This is a genomic window from Virgibacillus sediminis (assembly GCF_042643265.1).
GTDB lineage: Bacteria > Bacillota > Bacilli > Bacillales > Amphibacillaceae > Virgibacillus_O > Virgibacillus_O sediminis.
The window spans coordinates 234,962-253,872 of the sequence record NZ_JBHRRZ010000017.1; the positions used below are offsets into that span (position 1 = coordinate 234,962).

21 protein-coding genes and 2 pseudogenes are annotated in these 18,911 nt (G+C 46.8%); 6 read left to right on the forward strand and 17 right to left on the reverse strand.

Translation table 11 applies throughout. From position 1 onward, the window contains the following. Positions 1-102 precede the first annotated feature (102 nt). The 4 genes from ACFODW_RS12110 to ACFODW_RS12125 all read right to left on the reverse strand — a co-directional run bounded on the left by ACFODW_RS12110 (position 103) and on the right by ACFODW_RS12125 (position 2,420). Positions 103-627 carry a D-glycero-alpha-D-manno-heptose-1,7-bisphosphate 7-phosphatase gene (locus ACFODW_RS12110; protein ID WP_390306781.1) on the reverse strand — a complete coding sequence of 175 codons (525 nt, stop codon included), beginning with the start codon at positions 625-627 and terminating at the stop codon, positions 103-105. 69 nt (positions 628-696) lie between these two features. Next, positions 697-1,119, reverse strand: a complete 423-nt coding sequence (locus tag ACFODW_RS12115) for a pyridoxamine 5'-phosphate oxidase family protein (RefSeq protein WP_390306784.1) — start codon at positions 1,117-1,119, stop codon at positions 697-699. A 227-nt stretch (positions 1,120-1,346) separates the two neighbouring features. Continuing rightward, positions 1,347-1,685 (reverse strand): hypothetical protein, encoded by a 339-nt coding sequence (locus ACFODW_RS12120; protein ID WP_390306786.1) that lies wholly within the window; start codon positions 1,683-1,685, stop codon positions 1,347-1,349. Positions 1,686-1,859: 174 nt separating this feature from the next. Then, positions 1,860-2,420 carry an O-acetyl-ADP-ribose deacetylase gene (locus ACFODW_RS12125; RefSeq protein ID WP_390306788.1) on the reverse strand — a complete coding sequence of 187 codons (561 nt, stop codon included), beginning with the start codon at positions 2,418-2,420 and terminating at the stop codon, positions 1,860-1,862. Between the two features lie 188 nt (positions 2,421-2,608). Here ACFODW_RS12125 and ACFODW_RS12130 point away from each other — a divergent pair, with 188 nt between their 5' ends. Then, a complete protein-coding gene (locus ACFODW_RS12130) occupies positions 2,609-3,052 on the forward strand; it encodes an Hsp20 family protein (RefSeq protein WP_390306790.1) in 444 nt (147 codons plus the stop codon). Positions 3,053-3,170: 118 nt separating this feature from the next. Here the strand turns inward: ACFODW_RS12130 and ACFODW_RS12135 are convergent, their stop codons facing one another. The 7 genes and pseudogenes from ACFODW_RS12135 to ACFODW_RS12165 form a co-directional block, all read right to left on the reverse strand. After that, complete coding sequence (locus ACFODW_RS12135; RefSeq protein ID WP_390306792.1) at positions 3,171-3,806, reverse strand: NADPH-dependent FMN reductase; 636 nt, start codon at positions 3,804-3,806, stop codon at positions 3,171-3,173. A 33-nt stretch (positions 3,807-3,839) separates the two neighbouring features. After that, positions 3,840-4,421 carry an NADPH-dependent FMN reductase gene (locus ACFODW_RS12140; protein ID WP_390306794.1) on the reverse strand — a complete coding sequence of 194 codons (582 nt, stop codon included), beginning with the start codon at positions 4,419-4,421 and terminating at the stop codon, positions 3,840-3,842. Between the two features lie 331 nt (positions 4,422-4,752). Further along, a complete protein-coding gene (locus tag ACFODW_RS12145) occupies positions 4,753-5,235 on the reverse strand; it encodes a DinB family protein (RefSeq protein WP_390306797.1) in 483 nt (160 codons plus the stop codon). Between the two features lie 276 nt (positions 5,236-5,511). Further along, positions 5,512-6,642 (reverse strand): bifunctional cystathionine gamma-lyase/homocysteine desulfhydrase, encoded by a 1,131-nt coding sequence (locus tag ACFODW_RS12150; protein WP_390306799.1) that lies wholly within the window; start codon positions 6,640-6,642, stop codon positions 5,512-5,514. A gap of 28 nt (positions 6,643-6,670) precedes the next feature. Further along, a pseudogene (locus ACFODW_RS12155) lies at positions 6,671-7,582 on the reverse strand (PLP-dependent cysteine synthase family protein); the annotation flags it as partial. Between the two features lie 37 nt (positions 7,583-7,619). Next, on the reverse strand, positions 7,620-8,273 hold the full coding sequence (locus ACFODW_RS12160; RefSeq protein ID WP_390306802.1) for a class I SAM-dependent methyltransferase: 654 nt from the start codon (positions 8,271-8,273) through the stop codon (positions 7,620-7,622). Positions 8,274-8,539: 266 nt separating this feature from the next. After that, positions 8,540-9,885, reverse strand: a pseudogene (locus tag ACFODW_RS12165) (Na+/H+ antiporter NhaC family protein). 268 nt (positions 9,886-10,153) lie between these two features. On the opposite strand from ACFODW_RS12165, the gene trpB reads away from it, so the two are divergent. The 4 genes from trpB (at position 10,154) to ACFODW_RS12185 (ending at position 14,326) form a co-directional block, all read left to right on the forward strand. Further along, positions 10,154-11,323 (forward strand): tryptophan synthase subunit beta, encoded by a 1,170-nt coding sequence (gene trpB / locus ACFODW_RS12170; protein ID WP_390306805.1) that lies wholly within the window; start codon positions 10,154-10,156, stop codon positions 11,321-11,323. Positions 11,324-11,564: 241 nt separating this feature from the next. Then, positions 11,565-12,593, forward strand: coding sequence for a DUF3231 family protein (locus ACFODW_RS12175; RefSeq protein WP_390306807.1), 1,029 nt, complete (start codon positions 11,565-11,567; stop codon positions 12,591-12,593). 71 nt (positions 12,594-12,664) lie between these two features. Continuing rightward, positions 12,665-14,137, forward strand: a complete 1,473-nt coding sequence (locus tag ACFODW_RS12180) for an aldehyde dehydrogenase family protein (protein WP_390306809.1) — start codon at positions 12,665-12,667, stop codon at positions 14,135-14,137. 42 nt (positions 14,138-14,179) lie between these two features. Continuing rightward, entirely contained in the window at positions 14,180-14,326 is a 147-nt protein-coding gene (locus tag ACFODW_RS12185; RefSeq protein WP_390306811.1) for a hypothetical protein, read from the forward strand. Positions 14,327-14,500: 174 nt separating this feature from the next. On the opposite strand, the gene ACFODW_RS12190 is transcribed toward ACFODW_RS12185, so the two are convergent. The 6 genes from ACFODW_RS12190 to ACFODW_RS12215 form a co-directional block, all read right to left on the reverse strand. Continuing rightward, the gene (locus ACFODW_RS12190; RefSeq protein WP_390306813.1) at positions 14,501-15,151 is read right to left on the reverse strand and encodes an endonuclease III domain-containing protein; all 651 of its coding nucleotides are present in this window, start codon (positions 15,149-15,151) and stop codon (positions 14,501-14,503) included. Then, positions 15,148-15,657, reverse strand: a complete 510-nt coding sequence (locus ACFODW_RS12195; RefSeq protein ID WP_390306815.1) for a methylated-DNA--[protein]-cysteine S-methyltransferase — start codon at positions 15,655-15,657, stop codon at positions 15,148-15,150. The genes ACFODW_RS12190 and ACFODW_RS12195 overlap by 4 nt, the downstream gene beginning before the upstream one ends. 18 nt (positions 15,658-15,675) lie before the next feature. Beyond that, on the reverse strand, positions 15,676-16,188 hold the full coding sequence (locus tag ACFODW_RS12200; RefSeq protein WP_390306817.1) for a DUF421 domain-containing protein: 513 nt from the start codon (positions 16,186-16,188) through the stop codon (positions 15,676-15,678). Between the two features lie 112 nt (positions 16,189-16,300). Beyond that, positions 16,301-17,179 carry a Cof-type HAD-IIB family hydrolase gene (locus tag ACFODW_RS12205; protein ID WP_390306820.1) on the reverse strand — a complete coding sequence of 293 codons (879 nt, stop codon included), beginning with the start codon at positions 17,177-17,179 and terminating at the stop codon, positions 16,301-16,303. A gap of 27 nt (positions 17,180-17,206) precedes the next feature. Next, positions 17,207-17,752 (reverse strand): NADPH-dependent FMN reductase, encoded by a 546-nt coding sequence (locus ACFODW_RS12210; RefSeq protein WP_390306822.1) that lies wholly within the window; start codon positions 17,750-17,752, stop codon positions 17,207-17,209. Between the two features lie 281 nt (positions 17,753-18,033). Next, positions 18,034-18,414, reverse strand: a complete 381-nt coding sequence (locus ACFODW_RS12215) for an OsmC family protein (RefSeq protein ID WP_390306824.1) — start codon at positions 18,412-18,414, stop codon at positions 18,034-18,036. Positions 18,415-18,665: 251 nt separating this feature from the next. Between ACFODW_RS12215 and ACFODW_RS12220 the strand changes: the two genes are divergently transcribed. Then, complete coding sequence (locus ACFODW_RS12220) at positions 18,666-18,878, forward strand: H-type small acid-soluble spore protein (RefSeq protein WP_390306826.1); 213 nt, start codon at positions 18,666-18,668, stop codon at positions 18,876-18,878. The last annotated feature ends 33 nt before the right edge of the window (positions 18,879-18,911 follow it).

Below are 18,911 nucleotides of genomic sequence, written 5' to 3' on the forward strand. Positions count from 1 at the left end.
CTGTGTATGCTCAGATAATGCTTACTATTATAAAGATAATGCAAAATTCCCGCAACAGCTTCGGCTGGAATAAAATAGGGAAACTTAATTTTCCACCTAAATTTATGCTGTAAGCCATTTTGCTGCAGACAGTAAATCGGGAAATACATAATCAGCATCAACACCGTCCAAAATGCCGTCTCCTATCAGAATAGTCCTTACTCCCGCCTTCTTCCCGGCCTGGATATCTGGTTCCCGGTCACCGGCCATAAAACTTTCCTTTATATCAACCTGATGCTTTTCAGCCAAATCTAAAATCATCTGGGGTTTCGGCTTCCGGCATGCACAGTTTGCATGCGGTTTATGAGGGCAGTAAGCAATATCATCAATCACTGCTCCGTACTCGTGCAGATCCTGCTGCATCTTGTTATGTATTTCTATCAATGCTTCTTTCGCCATAAAGCCAAGTCCCACTCCTCCCTGGTTTGTCACCACAAACACCTTGAACCCCGCTTTATTCAGCAGATGAATTGCCTCTCCAACCCCAGGCAGCAAATAAAAATCTTCCGGACTATTAACGAATTGGACACGGTCCGTAAGCACTTCATTCAAGACCCCGTCCCGATCAAGAAATATTCCTTTGGACAATGCAGACTCTCCTTTCGTCCAGTAAAAGAGGCTGAGACAAACGTTTTTTATCCCAACCTCTCATCCGTATTATAATTCCAGTTCTTGTGGCGGCTGACCCGTTTTATTCATTAGGCGGATACCGATAGGCTCTATTTCCAGAACCACATAATTCGGATCGTCGGGTCCTTCCATATACATCGCCAAATCTTCGCTCCACAGCCTGCTGCGCATCTCCTCTGAATCATTGAGACGTACCTTGCCTTGGTACTCTACATAATCATCGCCAAATCCCTCTCCTTCATACCCGATCAGGATGTGTGTATAGGGGTTTTCCTCAATCTCCTCCGTCTTATCCGTATCTTTGCTTGTAGGGGTATAAAGCTTCAAGCCATCATGATAAAAGGTCATATAACGGGAGTGCGGCTTATCTCCTTTAACAGTTGCCATGGTCCCTACCGAACTCTCTTGAAGAATCTTTTCCACTGTGGATCTAATATCCTTTTGATCCATCTAAGACCACTCCTTTTCCTCCGTTTCTTCATAGTGTTCCTTATCTTTGCCGAAAATAAACTCCTCCCACCTAGATAAGCTGGTGACCCAGCGCCTTGTCTGGAGCCTAGTTATTGATAACTTATCCTTCGAAAGCTGGGGGGGTTTTTTGTTGGGCGTTAGGAGGTGGATATGGCCATGGCTCTACCTATAAAAAAGCAATTGCACCCGGAACGAGGCAATTGCTTCTATACTTTCTCGGCCAACAGTTTCTCAAACCTGGCTATCAATGCAAATATATATGCCGTATTTTTCGAGACGTAGGATGCCTCTTTCCTCACACCTGGTTCTCCACTCTGCCAGCGGTGATAAAAAGCAAAAACACGCTCAAATTCCTTGAAGTTGATTTTTCTTACCTTGGAAATACTCACACTCGGTTTTTGGAAGGTCGCCGGTTTCACCAGCAGACAATCCTCTGTCGGACGAACAGCAAACCAAAGGGGCGACTGATGATTTTTCGGAACGGTATGGATTTCAAACTCAAAATCCCGTTCATTTATCTTCTCCCAGATATCTATTGCCTGCATAACAACAACCTCCACTGATTGATTGTCTCCATGATAATACACTCTGCATGAATCTTTCAATATATTATTTCGAGAGAAAGGAAGAAATGTCCTTCCTATTCTTGGAGATTTTCTTAACTTGCAATTATTCCATACTTCCGCGCCATTATTCAATCCATCTGTTCCACGTGAAACCTATTGAGGAGGCAGGGTCTCCTCCTTTAGAGCCTTTTCATAGATTTGGTAGTCTTTCTCAGAGAATAAAACCACCCTCACTTCTCCAACCTCTCTCCGATTCAAGCAGCTGACAAGCGTTCGAATTGCGACAGTGGCCGCTTCTTCCACTGGATACCCATACACACCTGTTGAAATGGATGGGAAGGAGATACTGGACAGCCCAGACCGAGCCGCAATATCCAAAGAGTTTCGATAGCAATTGGCCAGAAGTTTTTCCTGTCCATCCTTACCCTTTTTCCAGATTGGTCCAACCGTATGGATAACATATTCTGCAGGAAGATCATACCCCTTGGTGAGGACTGCTTCCCCTGTGGAAAGATAGTCGCCTTTCAGCTTCTGGGTGCGTATCTCTTTACATTCCTCCAACAGCCTTTTTCCGGCAGCCCGGTGAATGGCCCCGTCCACTCCCCCGCCGCCAAGGAGAGAGCCATTTGCTGCATTGACGATTGCATCTGTGTGCTGTTCCGTAATGTCGCCAGTCAGCAGTACGAGGCTATTTCCATTTACCTGTTTTTCCATCATCCGTCCCTCCTGTAAATCCGTTATCTCCCTTTTATCGTAAATAATGGAGGAAGAAACGGCAAATGATTATAGGCATATCCCCAAATCTAGAAGTAATTTACATTTTTCTAAGAAATTAGGGCAATTGGCAGCATCTCTGCATAGAATAAAGATGGGAGATATTGCAGGCAAAGGAGGAAACACATATGTCGGACTTTAAGCCATACCGTAAAAAAGGGGAAGATCTCTTCCAGAACCTCTCTAAATCATTAAAAGATGTTTTCGAGCATGATGTCTTTTCCCCGTTGCATGGAAAGTTCAGCCCTTTCCGTGCCGATATTGTCGAAGGAAGGACGGCTTATTATATCCAAGCGGAACTTCCCGGTTTTTCCAAGAGGGATATCACCATTGAAGCTGGCAGCGACAACCTTACTATTCGTGCGATCCGGGAGAATCGAACAGAGGAATTAAGTGAGGAAACAAAGGTCCTCCGGCAAGAAAGGCAATATGGAGAATTTGTGCGCCAATTTCCAATCGGGAACATGAAGGAGGACAATATCACCGCCAAGCTGGAAGATGGGATGCTTTATGTAGAAATCCCGAAAAAGGCACCTGGAAAACCGGCCCATAAACAGATTGATATTGAATAAAACAATCCCCCGGCTGATAGCTTACAGCCGGGGGTTCTGCTTTTGGTTCATATGATAGAAAGCATATCAAAAGAAGCTGTCCGGTTCATTTGACCGGGCATTTCTTGCTGCATCCTTATTAGGAAGCCCGTAATGAGCGGAAACCTTCACTCCAGGCAATCAGTTGATCAAGCATTTCCCCAGCATTTGCTCGATGATATGGTGCAGGGTTGAATTCACTCATGTTTTCAAAATCCGTCATCAGGGAGAACGTTACCGCCGTACGTACGTCTGCCATTTGGAGCTCTCCAAGGACGAGACGCATGTTCTCATGCGCACGGGCGCCCCCAAGGCTGCCATAACCGACAAATGCGGCTGCTTTGTTTGCTACTTCTGGCTTCAGATAGTCCAAGGCATTTTTCAACGCCCCTCCGGCTGTATGGTTATACTCAGGAGTGATGAAAATATAGCCATCAAAGGATGCCATTTTTTCCGACCAGCTTTTAACGGCTGCATCGGCTTCATCCTTCTCTCCATTCTGCAGCTCCTTGCCGAACATTGGAAGCTTGAAATCAGCGAGGTTCACGATCTCATATTTTGCATTGTCGGCTTTTTCTGTTGATGCAAAATCATAGATCCAGTCGGCAACGGCCGTACCATTTCGCCCTTCCCGCACACTTCCTTGAACAATAGCTATTCGCAGTGGATGATTATCCGTTGTTGCAGCGTCTTGCTTTTTGCCTGTTTTACCGAATAGTCTGCTTAAAAATCCCACTTCTTCACCACCTGTCTCATTTTAATCCTTTATTTATGCGTTTACTTCCTGCTTTTCGCGCACCTTTTTCAGGGCGCCACTCCAAGCAATCACTTGATCTAGCATTCCATTGGCATTTCCTGCATGGTATTCTGCCGGTTTGAATTCGCTCATATTTTCAAAGTCCGTCATCAATGAGAAGGTGACAGCTGTCTGTACATCAGCCACCTGGAGTTCGCCAAGGATCAAGCGCATATTCTCATGTGCACGCGTACCGCCAAGGCTGCCATAGCCGACAAACCCGGCTGCTTTATTGTTCAATTCAGGATTCAAGTAATCCAGGGCATTTTTCAGTGCCCCTCCGACTGCATGGTTATATTCAGGGGTGACGAAAATATAGCCGTCAAAAGATGCCATTTTTTCTGACCATCCTTTAATGGCCGCTTCTGCATCAGCCTGCTGCGCTTCCGGCACAGCCGCACCAAGGAATGGCAGGTTATAGTCAGCTAGATCGACAATTTCATAATCCACTCCCGCATCCTTCCTATTTACCGCAAAGTCATAGATCCAATTGGTTACAGCCTCTGCATTACGTCCTTGACGTACACTTCCCAAAACAATTCCTATTTTAAGCATTCATTCTCCTCCTAAGTATCATTTTGAATTGAAGACAAAACTTAAGTTTAATTCAAAATGGTTTAATTCAATATAAAAATAGTAACATCTATTCATCAGTTTGGCAACTGTTATTCTTAATTTTACATCATAAAGTTACAAAAAGTAATTAAAGTGTAATTCTAAACTTTTTTAAGCATAAAATCACCCTTAGCATAGACAGCGAAAAACCCGCTTTGCTTCTGAGTCAATCATTCATGAGAAACTCACCGGGAGCCAGGTCTTTCCCCACGCAAAAAATGCAGCTCATACTTTTTAACAGCTGCCTTTTTTGCGTGGGAGGAAATAGTCCTCACCGGGTATGTTTTTTTCTTAGCCTGCGGTAGATTTGTTTCACTGCCTCCAGGTGCAAACCCTCGTGGAAAAAGCTGAACATCAATGTATCACCTGCTGTATGGAAGGTGATACCGGCTGAGTTTGTAAATGGTTCTGGCAGCTCCTCTTCCAGCTTCCCTAGGTGGGAACGTTTAATCCGCTCTCTCTGTTCATCCAGCACTTCCTCAATTTGCTCAAGAGACGGAGGAGTTCCTTGCCAGTCGGCGGGGCTGCTTCCAGGCGCAAAATAATCTGAGAAATTCTCCGGAACTTTTGCCTCTTCACCAAGCACCCCGTATGCCAGTTTCTCCTGAATAAGGGCAATATGGCCGAAATTCCACCGGATATTATTGCGGGAGTCTTCTGGGACTTGATCAACCAGTTCCTCCGGTATACGATCAATCGTTTGAATGGTCATATCCCGGACCTTGTCCATATGGTTGAATATAAGCTGTTCCATGCTATGTTTCCTCCTTCTGTCATCTGTCTTTGAAATTCTGTTCTATTCTGTATCTCTAGTGTTACTGATTTCTATTTTCGTGTTCCTGCCCTGAATTTCCTCCCTGACATAGAAAATTCCCCTCACCCGTCTTGAAGAATCTTCCCACGATCGACGCTTCTTAATGTCGGGGTAGAGGGGAAGCAGTCTCATCTGTCGCTTGGTTTAGAATGCCGATGTCGATCAGCCAGGCCATTTTCCTTCAAAAAAAGGCAGGGGCATAACTGACCCCCGTTACTAAAGTGCCTGCTTGAGGTCTTCTATCAAATCGTCCCCATCTTCAATTCCAACCGAAATCCGAATCAGGCCGTCCGAGATCCCCAGCTCTCTTCTTCTTTCAGCCGGGATGGAGGCATGCGTCATCTTTGCAGGCATGGATATCAGGCTTTCGACAGCACCGAGGCTTTCTGCCAGAGTGAAATAGTTGACCTGCGAGATCACTTGCTCCGCTGCTTCGCCACTGCCCACCTCGAAAGAAAGCATACCGCCGTAACCGTCCCCCTGCTTCTTAGCTATCTGGTGGCCGGGATGGCTTTTCAATCCTGGATAGTGGATAGCAGAAACCTTGGGGTGCTCCTTTAGAAAAGCTGCGATTTTTTGGGCATTTGCCTCAATCGCCTCCATCCTTAAGGCAAGTGTCTTAATCCCCCGCATCAGCAACCATGAATCTTGCGGCCCCAGTATTCCTCCCGCTGAATTCTGGATGAAATGGAGTTTTTCCGATAGCTTACTATCTCTCACGGCCACCAGCCCCGCTACTACATCACTATGGCCGCCAATATACTTAGTTGCACTGTGAAGCACGATATCTGCACCTAATTCCAATGGCCGCTGCCAGTATGGACTGGCAAATGTATTATCGACTACCAATAGCAAGTCATGGTCTTTGGCGATCCGGGCCATTTCTTGAATGTCGGTGATCTTAAGGAGTGGATTAGTCGGTGTCTCAATAAACAGGGCCTTGGTATCTTTAGTAATGGATTCTTCCACCTTTTGCGGGTTGCTTGTGTCCACGAAGCTATGGTGCAGGCCGAAACGGTTCAACACCTTGCTCATCAGCCGGTAAGATCCGCCGTACACATCATCTGTCAAGATTATATGATCCCCCGCCTCCATCAACATCATTACCGAAGTGATAGCCGCCATCCCGGAAGCAAATGCGTACCCTTCCTTCCCATTCTCCAAATCAGCAATCAACTGTTCCAGCGCATGCCTGGTCGGATTGCCCGTTCGGGAATACTCGAATCCCCGGTGCTTACCGACACTTTCCTGTTCAAAGGTGCTCACCTGATAGATCGGCACCGAAACAGCTCCGGTCTGGTCATCTTTGCTGATTCCTCCATGGATCATTTTCGTTTTGCTTCTCACTATTAACCGCCCCTCCCATTCTAGTTATATCGTAAATTTGTTTGCTTAAATAGCGATCGCTCCCGTCCGGGAAAATCGTGACAATCATCGACCCGGATGGAGCACGGCGAGCCTCTTCCAAAGCTGCATACATGGCTGCGCCCGAGGAACTCCCAACTAATAACCCTTCCTTTCCAGCCAGCTCTCTTACCATTCGGAAAGCATCCGCATCGGGGACCGTATGAACTTCATCCATCAGCTTCCTGTCCATATAGTCAGGGAGAAATTCCATGCCAATCCCCTCTGTCAAATGAGGGCCGGGCTTTCCTCCACCGATGATCGACCCTTCAGGCTCCACGATGGAAGCACGGAGGTCCGGATTCTTTTCTTTCAAAAACCGGGCCGTCCCCATAAATGTCCCGCCTGTTCCCGCTCCGGCAACAAATACGTCGATTCTTCCGCCTAAACCCTTCCAAATCTCTGGACCGATTGTCTGGTAATAGGCCATTGGATTAGCAGGATTTGAAAATTGCCTGGGAGAATAGCTTCCAGGGATTTTCTCCAACAATTCTTCAGTCTTCCGGATTGCCCCCTTCACCCCCTCATTCGCAGGGGTATGCACTATTTCCCCACCCAGTGCCTCCATCAGTGACTGCTTTTCCATACTGAAATGCTCTGGTACACAAAAAATGATACGGAGGTTTCTCTGCAGTGCAGCAAGTGCCAGGCCGATACCGGTGTTCCCGGCAGTCGGCTCAATAATTGTCCCTCCTTCCTGCACACGGCCCTGGCTGAGCGCCTCATCAATCAACTTTCTGCCGAGTCTGTCTTTGACACTTCCGCCCGGGTTGAATCCCTCCAATTTCGCAAAAAGACGCACTCCTTCAGGCAGTTGGAAATTGGTGAGCTCTATTAACGGTGTATTGCCGACCAATTCATGAACGGAATGATATACCGCCATTTCTTTTCTCACCCCTTTCTAAGGTTATGGACACCTATCAATCCGCTCCAATTTGCTCCTTTACTGCTTCCAACAGCCACACAAAATCATTCATCCGCTCCAGCCGGGTCTTCCACCCATTCTTTTCAAACAACTCCTTGATATCGCCTGTGTAAGGGTAGAACTCCCTCTCCAAGTCATTCGCCAACGCAGCAAACCCTCGGCTCCGTGCATCTTTTACTGCTTGATCATGTTCTTCCTCCGAACGGAACATGGTATCGGCAAAAATAATCCTTCCTCCAGGGGGAAGCATTCTTCCAAACTGCTGAACCGCTTTTTCCTTCTCATCCTTTGACAGATGATGGAAGGCATAACTGCTTGCAACGGTATCTACCGGTTTGCCGATATCCGGAAAGGTAAGAAAGTCCCCATCCAGTACAGTAAGGTTTGGAAATTTCCCCCTCGCAATGGTGCGCATACTGTGAGAAGGCTCTATCCCGATCACCTCATGGCCGACCTCCATCATCTTCTTTGCCAAATTCCCTGTTCCTGTTCCAAACTCCAATACCGTCCCTTTCACCCGATCTGCTACTTCCTGCAATATTTCATCATATCTATGGAAAACAGCCGCATATTGGGGGTCCTCGCCGGCTACACTCTTGTCATAGTCCGCGGCCCAACCTTCAAAAATCTCAATGAATTCCCTGCCCATTCACACCCCTCCTCTTTTTAAAACATATTAAAATACTAGGAATAGTCATATTATATACAGCAGCTTCTCAGACGTTCCTTCTATCTTGTAGTTTTTGGATGAAAAACAGAATAAAGAAGCAAATAAGCGACGTACGGAGAGGCAGGCCCCTAAAACACTAAAGCAGACAAGGCTATTCCTACCTAGTAATGAAACTTTCTTAATAAAAAAATCCCGCACTTAATGACAAGTACGGGAGAAACTTATATTGATAGATGAATCACTGTCTAGCCAGTGATTAATTCTTTATTGCTGTCTCCATCCATCTTTTTGATGTTTTTTATATAAGCAATACTATAGCCAGTGGTCGCAAATATTATGGAGATGATAGGAACGGTAAAGTTAACAATGGCATATGGCGCATACTGGAAGGCATTTACCCCAAGCGTCCCGAAGATAAATACACCACATGTATTCCAAGGGATGAACACGGATGTCAGCGTACCGCCGTCCTCGAGTGCTCTGGAAAGGTTCTTGGAATGAAGGTTTTTCTTTTTGTATGCTTCACTGTACATTCTGGATGGTACTACAATCGAGATGTATTGTTCCGAACAGGTGACGTTCGTAGCAAAGCAGGAAGCAATGGTAATAATGATTAGGCTTTTTGCAGACTTGGCAATTTTAAGGATATGCATCACAATTGCTGCCAGCATCCCCGTATGCTCCAAGATGCCACCGAAAGTCATTGCTACTAAGGTTAAAGACACCGTATACATCATGGATTCCAGACCGCCGTGGCAAAAGTATCTCCCTGGATGAAAACCTGACAGAGAAACCCGAGAATGACACCTACCAATAATGCAGGAACGGCGGGTACCTTCTTTGCAACCAAAACAATCACTGCCAATGGTACCAACAAGAGCCAGGGTGAAATGACAAAACTGCTGTCCATCACAGTAGCTGTCTGGCCAATTTCCACAACATTTATCGATCCATCACTAAAATTCCTGCCCATGAACCAATAAGCAACCAATGCAATCCCTAGCGCAGGGATGGTCGAATGAAACATATGTTTAATATGCTCGAACAGATTGGTCCCGGTCAATCCGGATGCCAGATTGGTTGTATCAGATAATGGCGACATCTTGTCTCCGAAGTAAGCACCGGATATCACGGCCCCGGCAACCATTGGGGCAGATATACCCAGACTCATACCGATGCCCATTCCTGCCACCCCGATCGTACCCATTGTGGACCAGGAGCTTCCGATAGCCAGCGCCACAATGGCACATATAATACAAATGGTCACTAAGAACAAGGAAGGTGTAATAAGCTCTAGTCCATAATAAATCATGGTAGCCACAATCCCTCCGCCAATCCAAGCGCCGATTGTCAGACCGACCAGCAGGATGATCAGAATGGCAGGGAGTGCTAGCCTTATTCCTTTATACATGCTTTCTTCAATTTCCTTCCAAGTGAACCCTGATAACCATGCTGTCACCCCTGCAACCAACGTTCCTAGAATAAGCGGAATGTGCGGATCCCCTTCAAACACGATAATAGTGACAGCCATGATAGTAATCATGGCTATTAAAGGTATCAGAGCCCTTTGAACAGATATTTCCTTCTTCATTTAATCCCTCCACTGTTGAATAGTTCCACACTATATAGTGCTTCTATTTCGCTCCTGAAAATGCTCAGAGAAATATATGTAAACGTTATCATAACATGATAGAGTTTATTATACTACAAAAATTTAAATTTCCAATCTATTAAAATTCACCCCAGACCCTATGGTTCCTTTTCCATCCTTCACCTTGATAATCACCACCCAGATGTTAGAATGAAACAAAGCATGATAGAGAATAAATGCTAATCCCAGACAGAGGAGAGAATGATAGATGAGTATGGAACAGAGCACAGCAGAGAATGGAATGTTCGGGGAGTTTGGGGGAAGCTTTATCCCGGAAGACCTGAAAAAGGTATTGGATGGAATCGCAGAAGCTTTTGAGACCTATAAGAATGACCCCGAATTCCTTGAGGACTACGAGTATTATTTAAGGGAATATGTCGGGCGTGAAAATCCGCTGACTTTCGCCCAGAATCTTACAGAGAAAGTCGGCGGGGCAAAAATCTATTTGAAACGCGAGGACTTGAACCATACAGGCGCCCATAAAATCAATAATGTCATCGGGCAGATCCTATTGGCGAAACGGATGGGGGCTTCCCGAATCATCGCCGAAACCGGAGCCGGACAACATGGTGTAGCCACGGCCACCGCTGCAGCCATGTTCGGTCTGCCGTGTACCATCTATATGGGAAAAGTGGATACAGAAAGACAAAAGCTCAATGTATTCCGTATGGAACTACTTGGGGCTGAGGTGGTTGCTGTAGAGAAAGGACAGGGCCGGCTAAAAGATGCCGTGGATGTGGCTTTGGAAGATCTTATCGCCAACTCGGATCATACCTTCTATCTGATTGGTTCGGCGGTCGGGCCGCATCCATATCCAAGCATCGTCAAACACTTTCAGGCGGTGATCAGTCTGGAATCCAAACGCCAGATCCTTGATAAAGAAGGAGAGCTCCCTGCAGCAGTGATTGCCTGCACAGGCGGCGGCAGTAATGCCATTGGAGCATTCGCCCATTATATCAAGGAAGATAAGGTGAGGCTAATCGGAGTGGAGCCGGAAGAGGCGGCAACCATCTCCAAGGGGGTTCCTGCCGTCCTGCATGGCTATAAATCCCTGACCCTGCTCGATGAGAATGGTGAGCCTGAACCGACGTACTCAATTGCAGCCGGGCTGGACTACCCCGGAGTCGGACCGGAGCACAGCCACTTGAAAATGAGTGGACGCGGCGAATATGTAACAGCAAGCGGGCAGGAAGCATTGGAAGCATTCCAGGAACTGTCCAAGGTTGAGGGCATTATCCCTGCATTAGAAAGCTCCCATGCTGTAGCTCATGCCATCAAGGTTGCAAAACAGCTGCCACAGGACGAAGCCGTCATCGTCAATCTCTCCGGCCGGGGAGATAAGGACGTTGATCAAGTCTTTGAAATGATTAAAAACTAAGTGAAAGAACAAAAGGCTAAGTAAGCATCCGGCCGGCAATCCACCTGATTAGCAGAGAAAGACTATCAGTGGACCGATAAACACTGCTTCCCTAGGCTTCCTAAAACCATCTAACACTCGGAGCTGTCCCTACCAAGGGGGCAGCTTTTTTATATTGAGTTCCTCTCTCCAACGCCACACTAATAAGCCTGAGCAGTCATGCACATACTAAGGCTATCCAACGTAATCCAGGAGGGTGCATATGATCGAGAAAAACATTAAGCTGACATCCGCGGAAATCGGCTGTCTATGGACAGCATACATGAATAACAGTATGTCCGAAAAGATGTTGAAATTTATCCTTCAGCATATTGAAGATGAGGAGATAAAGATGATTGTCAGAAATTCCTATGAAATTGCCTTTAACCACCGAAAGCAGCTCCGTTACCTCTTTGAACAGGAAGATTACGCCCTCCCACGTGCATTTACAGAAGAGGATGTAAACATGGAGGCTCCCTGGCTGTTCTCGGATATTTTCTGCCTTAACTACGTCAACCATATGGCTAAAGTAGCTATGGTCACCTATGGTGGATTTATTGGCATGTGTACCAGAAGGGATATCCGCCAGTACTTCTCTGCAGGAATGCAGGAGACTGTACAATTGTATAACCGCTCGACAGAAACAGCTCTGGAAAAAGGAGTGGAAGCAAGGCACCCATATATCGAAGTTCCTAAGGCATCCGAATACATCGACAGTAAAAAGTACTATAGTGGACTCAATCCATTCAGTGAGAACCGGCCGCTTAACTCCATCGAGATCTCCCATCTGTATCTAAATGTGATCACTAATGTGATGGGGGGAAAGCTGGCCATCGCTTTCGCCCAGACCTCCCCGACCAAAGAAGTACAGGATTTTATGCTGAGGGCCAAGGAAATTTCCCAAAAGCATGCAAAGATATTTTCTACCACCTTATTGGAGGATGATATCCAAACTCCACAGTCACCGGATATGGCGGTCAGCAATTCAACGACAAAGACATTCTCCGATAAATTGCTGATGTTCCATATGTCTCTGATGACCACTGCCGGAATTGGAAACTATGCAACCGCAGCCGCCGCCAGCCAACGGACCGATTTAATGGTCAATTATGAGCGGTTGTCCCTGGAAGCAGCCCGCCTCGCAAAGAGTGGAGCAGACTTGATGATCCTGAATAATTGGATGGAACAGCCGCCTGGAGTCGAAAACCGTGAGAAGCTGGCAAGGAATAAAGGCAGCAATGGACGAGGATGACCTTTGTATCGTTTAGATCCTGTTAGGAAAGGGAAAATTTATCAACAAATTGCTGTAAAGGTGGTATCTGTATGGAAAAATATCAGGACCTTAACCTGAATTATATTGCAGGCGAATGGAGAGAAGGAAAGGGCTCATCTACCTATGAACTGACGAATCCATATAACGGAGATGTCCTGCAGAAGATTAAGATGGCGAACAAAGACGATGTCAACGAAGCTTATGAATCCGCACAAGCTGGGCAGAAAGAATGGCAGAAACTGAATGCCTTTGAACGTTCCTCCATCATGGAAAAAGCCGTACAGATTTTGGAAAATAGAAGAGAAGAAATCATTCATCATATGGTGGAAGAAGGCGGAGCTACCCATATGAAAGCCAATGTGGAAATGGATTTTGTCATTGCCATTACCCGAGAAGCAGCTTCCTTCCCGCTTCGAATGGAAGGAAAGCTCGTACCATCCCTTGTTGCCGGCAAGGAAAATAGAATTTACCGGAAACCCCTTGGGGTCGTGGGGGTCATCGGGCCATTCAATTTCCCGATGTATCTGGCCATGCGCTCAGTAGCACCGGCCCTAGCCACTGGCAATGGGGTGGTAGTGAAGCCGGATGAACAGACAGCAGTCACCGGTGGAATCCTCATTGCGAAAGTTTTCGAAGAAGCTGGTGTGCCTGCAGGCTTGTTAAATGTGGTCGTCCCGGATATGGAGGATATCGGTGATGCGTTTGTAGAGCATCCAATCCCACGGTTGATTTCATTTACAGGGTCCACCCCGGTAGGACGCCATATTGGTGAGCTCTGCGGCAAAAACATCAAGAAGGCTGTACTGGAGCTGGGCGGAAACAATGCTTTGCTTGTTCTGGATGATGCAGACGTGGATCGTGCGGTTGGTTCAGCCCTCTTCGGCAAATTCATGCATAATGGCCAGGTATGTATGGCAATCAACAGGATTATTGTTCACCAGAGCAAATATGAGGAGTTCGTTGAAAAATTCGTAGAGCGGGCCAAACAGATTAACGTCGGTGATCCGCGGAACGAAGAGAACATGATTGGGCCTCTGATCAATAGGGATGCTGTGGACCGAATCCTTGGTGAGATAGAGGAAGCGAAAAAGCAAGGTGCCGAAGTGGTCCTGGAGGGTAAAGCAGAAGGAAATATCCTGCATCCTTACGTGCTTACTGGCACGAATGAAGTGGCCACTGCCAAACATGAAATGTTCGGTCCTGTGGTAACTATCATACCGGCAGACAGCGAGGAGGAAGCTGTCGAAATAGCCAATGATACACCATTCGGGCTAAGCGGGGCAGTCCATGCAGGCTCTCCGGAACGAGGGGTTGAAGTTGCCCAGAAGCTCCACACCGGCATGGTCCATGTGAATGACCAGAGTGTAAACGATGAGCCATTGATTGCCTTCGGCGGCGAAAAGGACTCCGGATTGGGGCGCTTCGGCGGCGAATGGTCTCTGGAGGAATTCACTACTGTTCAGTGGATTTCTGTCCAGAACGAAAAGCGGGAGAATCCGTTCGATACTGATTATTTGGATTAACACGCGAAGAACAGGGCATGATGCCCTCGGGAGGTTTCCAATATGAAAAGGGACAATAATAGACAATCGGCGACATGGATCAATAATGAAGCACTGCGCGGAAAACCTCAGCTGGATATTGATCGTGTCATCGATAAAAAGCTGCCGGGCGGTGCAGAATACCGTAGGGAAAAAAACAAGAAAAAGTAAGGAAAAGGGGCTGGCACACAGCTCCTTTTTTTCAGTTCAGGCAAAGAGGGGGACTTGAATCGGCTTCGGAGTGTGCCCGGCCAATTTTTTTTAGACCATTCATGCCCTTGTGCCACGCTGCTTGCAGACAAAAAAGACGGGGCTATACTCCAATAGATCCGGGGTAACTTACAGTTATGATTCATCCAGCCTACGGTCACAAAAGGTGAACAACGGGCAGCCTTCACAAATCGGTTTGGCCTTGCAATGGACTTTTGCATGCTCTACCAGCAGGGCATGAAACTCATTGTATAACGCAAGGCTGCCCGGGACTTCTCCTTCTACCTTTTCACGAAACGCATCATATGTTTTAGGCATGTTGAAACCAACGCGGTAGAAAATCCTCCTTGCATAGGCATCGACTACAAAAACAGGATGCTGAAAGGCATAGAGGAGCATGACGTCCGCTGTTTCCTGGCCAATGCCTTTAATGGAAAGCAGTTCCTCTCTCAGCCGGCCGCCCTCCACCCGGCGTACCTGATCCACGTCAAAGTCATACCTGCTGTACCATTCCATGAAGGACTTGATGCGCTTTGCTTTGATATTAAAAAAGCCGCTGGACCGGATCAGCAATGCCAGCTCATCTACCGGCATATCATAGATTACATTTTCCTCCAGGTATGGCTTTAATCTTTGGAAAGCCTTCTCGACATTGCGCCAGCTCGTATTCTGCACCAATATGGAACCGATCATCATCTCAAAGGGATTGTCAGCAGGCCACCACCCTTGGGGGCCGTAATAGTCCAACAGCTTTTCATACATCAGCAGATATCCCGGCCTGTTCATCCCTGCTCCAGCTCCAACAGTTTCTGTTTCATTGCCAATCCTCCACGGTATCCGGTCATCTTGCCATTTTTGCCGATCACCCGATGGCAAGGTACCGCCACCATCACTGGATTGGCCCCTATTGCAGCCCCCACAGCCCGCACTGCCCGGGGCCGTCCAATTTTGCCGGCGACCTCGGAATAGGCCGCAGTCCGGCCATATGGTATTTCGGTCAGTGCAGTCCAGACCTGTTGCTGAAAAGGTGTGCCTGATAAATCCAAGGGCATTTCAAAAGCCTTACGCTCCCCATCTAGATATTCTTCCAACTGGCTGACATACGGGGCGATTCTATCCTGATCATCCACCAGAGTAGATTCCGGACGCTTTCTAGCTGCCCAGCTCTCTACCTCCGATTTTGGACCGTTGTCCGAGCCGACAAAAGCCAGCCCCTGCTCAGTGACGGCAATAAACAGGGACCAGGGCGGTCGGTCCAATTTTCCAATATAGACTTTATCGGTAGTATACATCCTGTTCTCTCCTCCGTATCAGTTGCTTTCCTGTACATTAGTCAGTGTGGATTGATCTTGTTGAGGATTTTGTTTAACCACTGATATTTTTCCATCAGTCTCCAACACAACCGCTTCCACTTCATCCATCGAACCAATTCCATCTGACCTGCAAGCCTGGAGGACTTCCACCTCCAAGACGCGGGCTTTTTTCATGCTATGATGCAAATATTGGCCATTATAATACAACAGCTGGGGCTTTGATTTAATCAGCCGGCTTACGAAGTCTGATCTTGTCGATAAAGCAGCAATCAAATACTGCATTCCAATCAGAACAAAGAATGCCGTCAAGCCTTGCGCCAGGCTAACTTTCTGGTTCAGCAGAATGGTCGCCAGGGTGGAACCCAGGGCAACAGTTACGACCAGGTCGAAAGCATTCATTTTTGACAGGGTACGCTTTCCGGAGACTCGGAGAAAAAGGACAAGTCCAATATATGCCAGAAGGCCGACTAAAAGCGTACGACCGATTGCATCCCATCCATTAAAAAACATGTAGACCCACCTTTCTTTAGTAAGTATTACTGTTCCATTCCCCGAAAAAGGAATGGAAAACACACCTACTAAACAGAGACGCCACCCTTCTTATGTAAGAAAAGGACCACCCCTATTTGGGTGATCCTTGTGGCAATGCATCGAGCATTTCCTCAATAGCTGCTGCCACTCCGTTCTCTTCATTTGTTCCTGTGACATGCGAGCACATGGCCTTGATCTCCTCTTCGGCATTGCCCATTGCAACACTGCGACCGGCCATCTGAAGCATGCTGGCATCATTAAAGTTGTCACCCAGTGTCATGACATCGCCCATATCGATCCCCATACTCCCGGCCAGAGACTGTAAAGCAATGCCTTTTTGGGCAGCGGGGTGGTTGAATTCAAGGTTAATGTCCCCTGATGAGGTAATCGCAAGCTGTTCTTCCCCTTGCAACGATTCACGGACTTCGGCGAGCTTCGCCTTATCCATAGAGAAGGCAAGAATTTTGTAAATCTCCAATCCTTCCACCGCAAATACCTGCTCATTATCCGAAATGAACTCCACCTGCTCATCCTGGAAGCGCTGCTCGGCACCCTCAATGATCTCCGCCTCCGACATATGCGGATTAGCTGATTTCATGATATCGATCATTACTTGCAGGAATTGTTCCTGATTGGTGGAATATACGCCATTGCTTGTGAAAAACTCAAAATACATTCCCAGCTGGTCGCAAAGTTCCTGGATATTTTTTGCGGTCTTCCTATCCAATGGTACGGACCGGAGAACCTTTCTATCCTCAGAATAAGTCAGGGCACCATTCAGGCAAATGACGGGGGCGGAAAGGCCTACTTCCTTCAAGGGTTTGCCGGCCGCGCCATACGATCTGCCGGTGGCTACCACAAACTGGAGGCCCCTATCGACCGCCTTTTGGATGGCCTCTGCATTTTCCCTGCTTACTTCCCCTTTTTGATTCAATAATGTTCCGTCTAAGTCAGTAGCTATCAGTTTCATCGTCTGTCTCCTGTTCTACAGGGATGATCAGCAGGAAGTCTTCCCGATTCTCCCGCCCATATCAACAACCTCTTCCGCCAGCTTCTCCAAGCGGTAGAGCATTTCCCCGTTGGTGATTTCTTTCTTCTCGTTGAAATACTGTTCTTCTACAAATACGTACTGCGGCAGCACCATTGCTTTCATATAGGCAAGGATCGGCTTCAGCTGGTGCTCTACGACCAGATGGTGTTTGGATGACCCAGCTGTAGCGACCAGTCCTGCCGGCTTATTCATCATAGCATCTACCGGCAGCAGGTCGAACATATTTTTCAATGTGCCCGGTATGGATGCCTGAAAAATTGGTGTGCCGATAATATACCCATCCGCTTCCATCACTTTATGGATGAGCGCCTTTGTATCGCCTTCATAATCCATATAATATCTTCCGTCACAGAAGTCGAGCTGATAATCCTTCAAATCGACCAGTTCAACTTCAGCCTCCGGAAGATATGTTTTTATATTGGTTAACACCTTCTCAACCGTCGCTCTTGTCTTGGATCCGACGATTGATCCGGAGATCCCGATCAGTTTCATTTCCTCACCCCTATGGAGTTATTCCCGCTGGCAGTGCTTACTATTTATTTATGTTCGTATACCTTATTAGTTTAACTTATTTTCGTAATAAATTCTCTTCTCCTGCACATTTTTCGATATTGTTGGAATGTAAATAGCGGTGACGAGACAAAGGGCGCAGTACTACCAAATTTAAGGCGTGCGAAAATCCACAGTGAACCAGCCATAGCAAGCTTCCTATGTACATACTATATTTCTAGAATAAAGCCCGGAAATGCATGCGATTCCCGGGTGATCATTCCTTATTTTATTTCAAATGTCTCCTCTATTTTAATACTGTCCAAAACAGACTGGACCATGGAACAGTTTTTACGGGTAAGCTCCATTGCCTTTTCCACTTTTTTCTCAGGAATATCATGGCCATAGATGGTGAAGTGGAGATTGATTTCCTCTACACGGTCGGCGATATTCGGGTTCCGCTTCACATCCGCCTTAATATTTATATCGTCAAAATCAATACGCATTTTCTTCAATACTTTGCGAAGGACGCCCCCGCTACAAACAGCAACCGATGATACAAGCAATGCGTATGGCCGGAAACCATATTGGTCATCGCTGGACACATCCAGCTTGCCATATTCAAACTCGGCCTGAAAGCCATTTTCCATCATTTTATATTCCATCATCATCCATCCTTTTTCAGAAGTTAGTTATATTATATCGGATGCAAGCAGCATTTAAATGCAATCTGCTTATATACCGATATGGCAAAGGTCCGCCTGATTCGTACAGCGTTGCAGACCCACTACTTTTTACTGGCAGAAGGGGACCTTATAATTGCTCCAACCAGCGGGATATCCAATTCATTCCTCGGATGAGACCTTCTCGTAATGCCAAAAATAAGTATATCCTTTTATAAAGGAGAGAGAGAAAAATGGACAGACAACGGGCCGAAGAGATTATCGGAACACCGCATATGGTCCAAGTTAACTATCGGGGCATCCCAGTTTATCTCCAGGATGTAAATGGACAGGAAACCGCAACCGTTTTTCCATTAGATGAAATGGATCATGAACAACAGGTGGATCTGGAAGGACTGGAAGAAATAAAAACCAAGCCGATCGACGAACAGTTTCATCCTTTTTAGTTACCTGATAGGGGGCGCCTGCCGCGTCATGCC

What these genes read in the sequence shown, in the direction of transcription:
- ACFODW_RS12115 (WP_390306784.1), bottom strand. Translation starts at nt 1,119, where the DNA reads ATGGATCAAAAGGATATTAGATCCACAGTGGAAAAGATTCTTCAAGAG.
- ACFODW_RS12120 (WP_390306786.1), bottom strand. Translation starts at nt 1,685, where the DNA reads ATGCAGGCAATAGATATCTGGGAGAAGATAAATGAACGGGATTTTGAG.
- ACFODW_RS12125 (WP_390306788.1), bottom strand. Translation starts at nt 2,420, where the DNA reads ATGGAAAAACAGGTAAATGGAAATAGCCTCGTACTGCTGACTGGCGAC.
- ACFODW_RS12130 (WP_390306790.1), top strand. Translation starts at nt 2,609, where the DNA reads ATGTCGGACTTTAAGCCATACCGTAAAAAAGGGGAAGATCTCTTCCAG.
- ACFODW_RS12140 (WP_390306794.1), bottom strand. Translation starts at nt 4,421, where the DNA reads ATGCTTAAAATAGGAATTGTTTTGGGAAGTGTACGTCAAGGACGTAAT.
- ACFODW_RS12145 (WP_390306797.1), bottom strand. Translation starts at nt 5,235, where the DNA reads ATGGAACAGCTTATATTCAACCATATGGACAAGGTCCGGGATATGACC.
- ACFODW_RS12160 (WP_390306802.1), bottom strand. Translation starts at nt 8,273, where the DNA reads ATGGGCAGGGAATTCATTGAGATTTTTGAAGGTTGGGCCGCGGACTAT.
- trpB (WP_390306805.1), top strand. Translation starts at nt 10,154, where the DNA reads ATGAGTATGGAACAGAGCACAGCAGAGAATGGAATGTTCGGGGAGTTT.
- ACFODW_RS12175 (WP_390306807.1), top strand. Translation starts at nt 11,565, where the DNA reads ATGATCGAGAAAAACATTAAGCTGACATCCGCGGAAATCGGCTGTCTA.
- ACFODW_RS12180 (WP_390306809.1), top strand. Translation starts at nt 12,665, where the DNA reads ATGGAAAAATATCAGGACCTTAACCTGAATTATATTGCAGGCGAATGG.
- ACFODW_RS12185 (WP_390306811.1), top strand. Translation starts at nt 14,180, where the DNA reads ATGAAAAGGGACAATAATAGACAATCGGCGACATGGATCAATAATGAA.
- ACFODW_RS12190 (WP_390306813.1), bottom strand. Translation starts at nt 15,151, where the DNA reads ATGAACAGGCCGGGATATCTGCTGATGTATGAAAAGCTGTTGGACTAT.
- ACFODW_RS12195 (WP_390306815.1), bottom strand. Translation starts at nt 15,657, where the DNA reads ATGTATACTACCGATAAAGTCTATATTGGAAAATTGGACCGACCGCCC.
- ACFODW_RS12200 (WP_390306817.1), bottom strand. Translation starts at nt 16,188, where the DNA reads ATGTTTTTTAATGGATGGGATGCAATCGGTCGTACGCTTTTAGTCGGC.
- ACFODW_RS12205 (WP_390306820.1), bottom strand. Translation starts at nt 17,179, where the DNA reads ATGAAACTGATAGCTACTGACTTAGACGGAACATTATTGAATCAAAAA.
- ACFODW_RS12210 (WP_390306822.1), bottom strand. Translation starts at nt 17,752, where the DNA reads ATGAAACTGATCGGGATCTCCGGATCAATCGTCGGATCCAAGACAAGA.
- ACFODW_RS12215 (WP_390306824.1), bottom strand. Translation starts at nt 18,414, where the DNA reads ATGGAATATAAAATGATGGAAAATGGCTTTCAGGCCGAGTTTGAATAT.
- ACFODW_RS12220 (WP_390306826.1), top strand. Translation starts at nt 18,666, where the DNA reads ATGGACAGACAACGGGCCGAAGAGATTATCGGAACACCGCATATGGTC.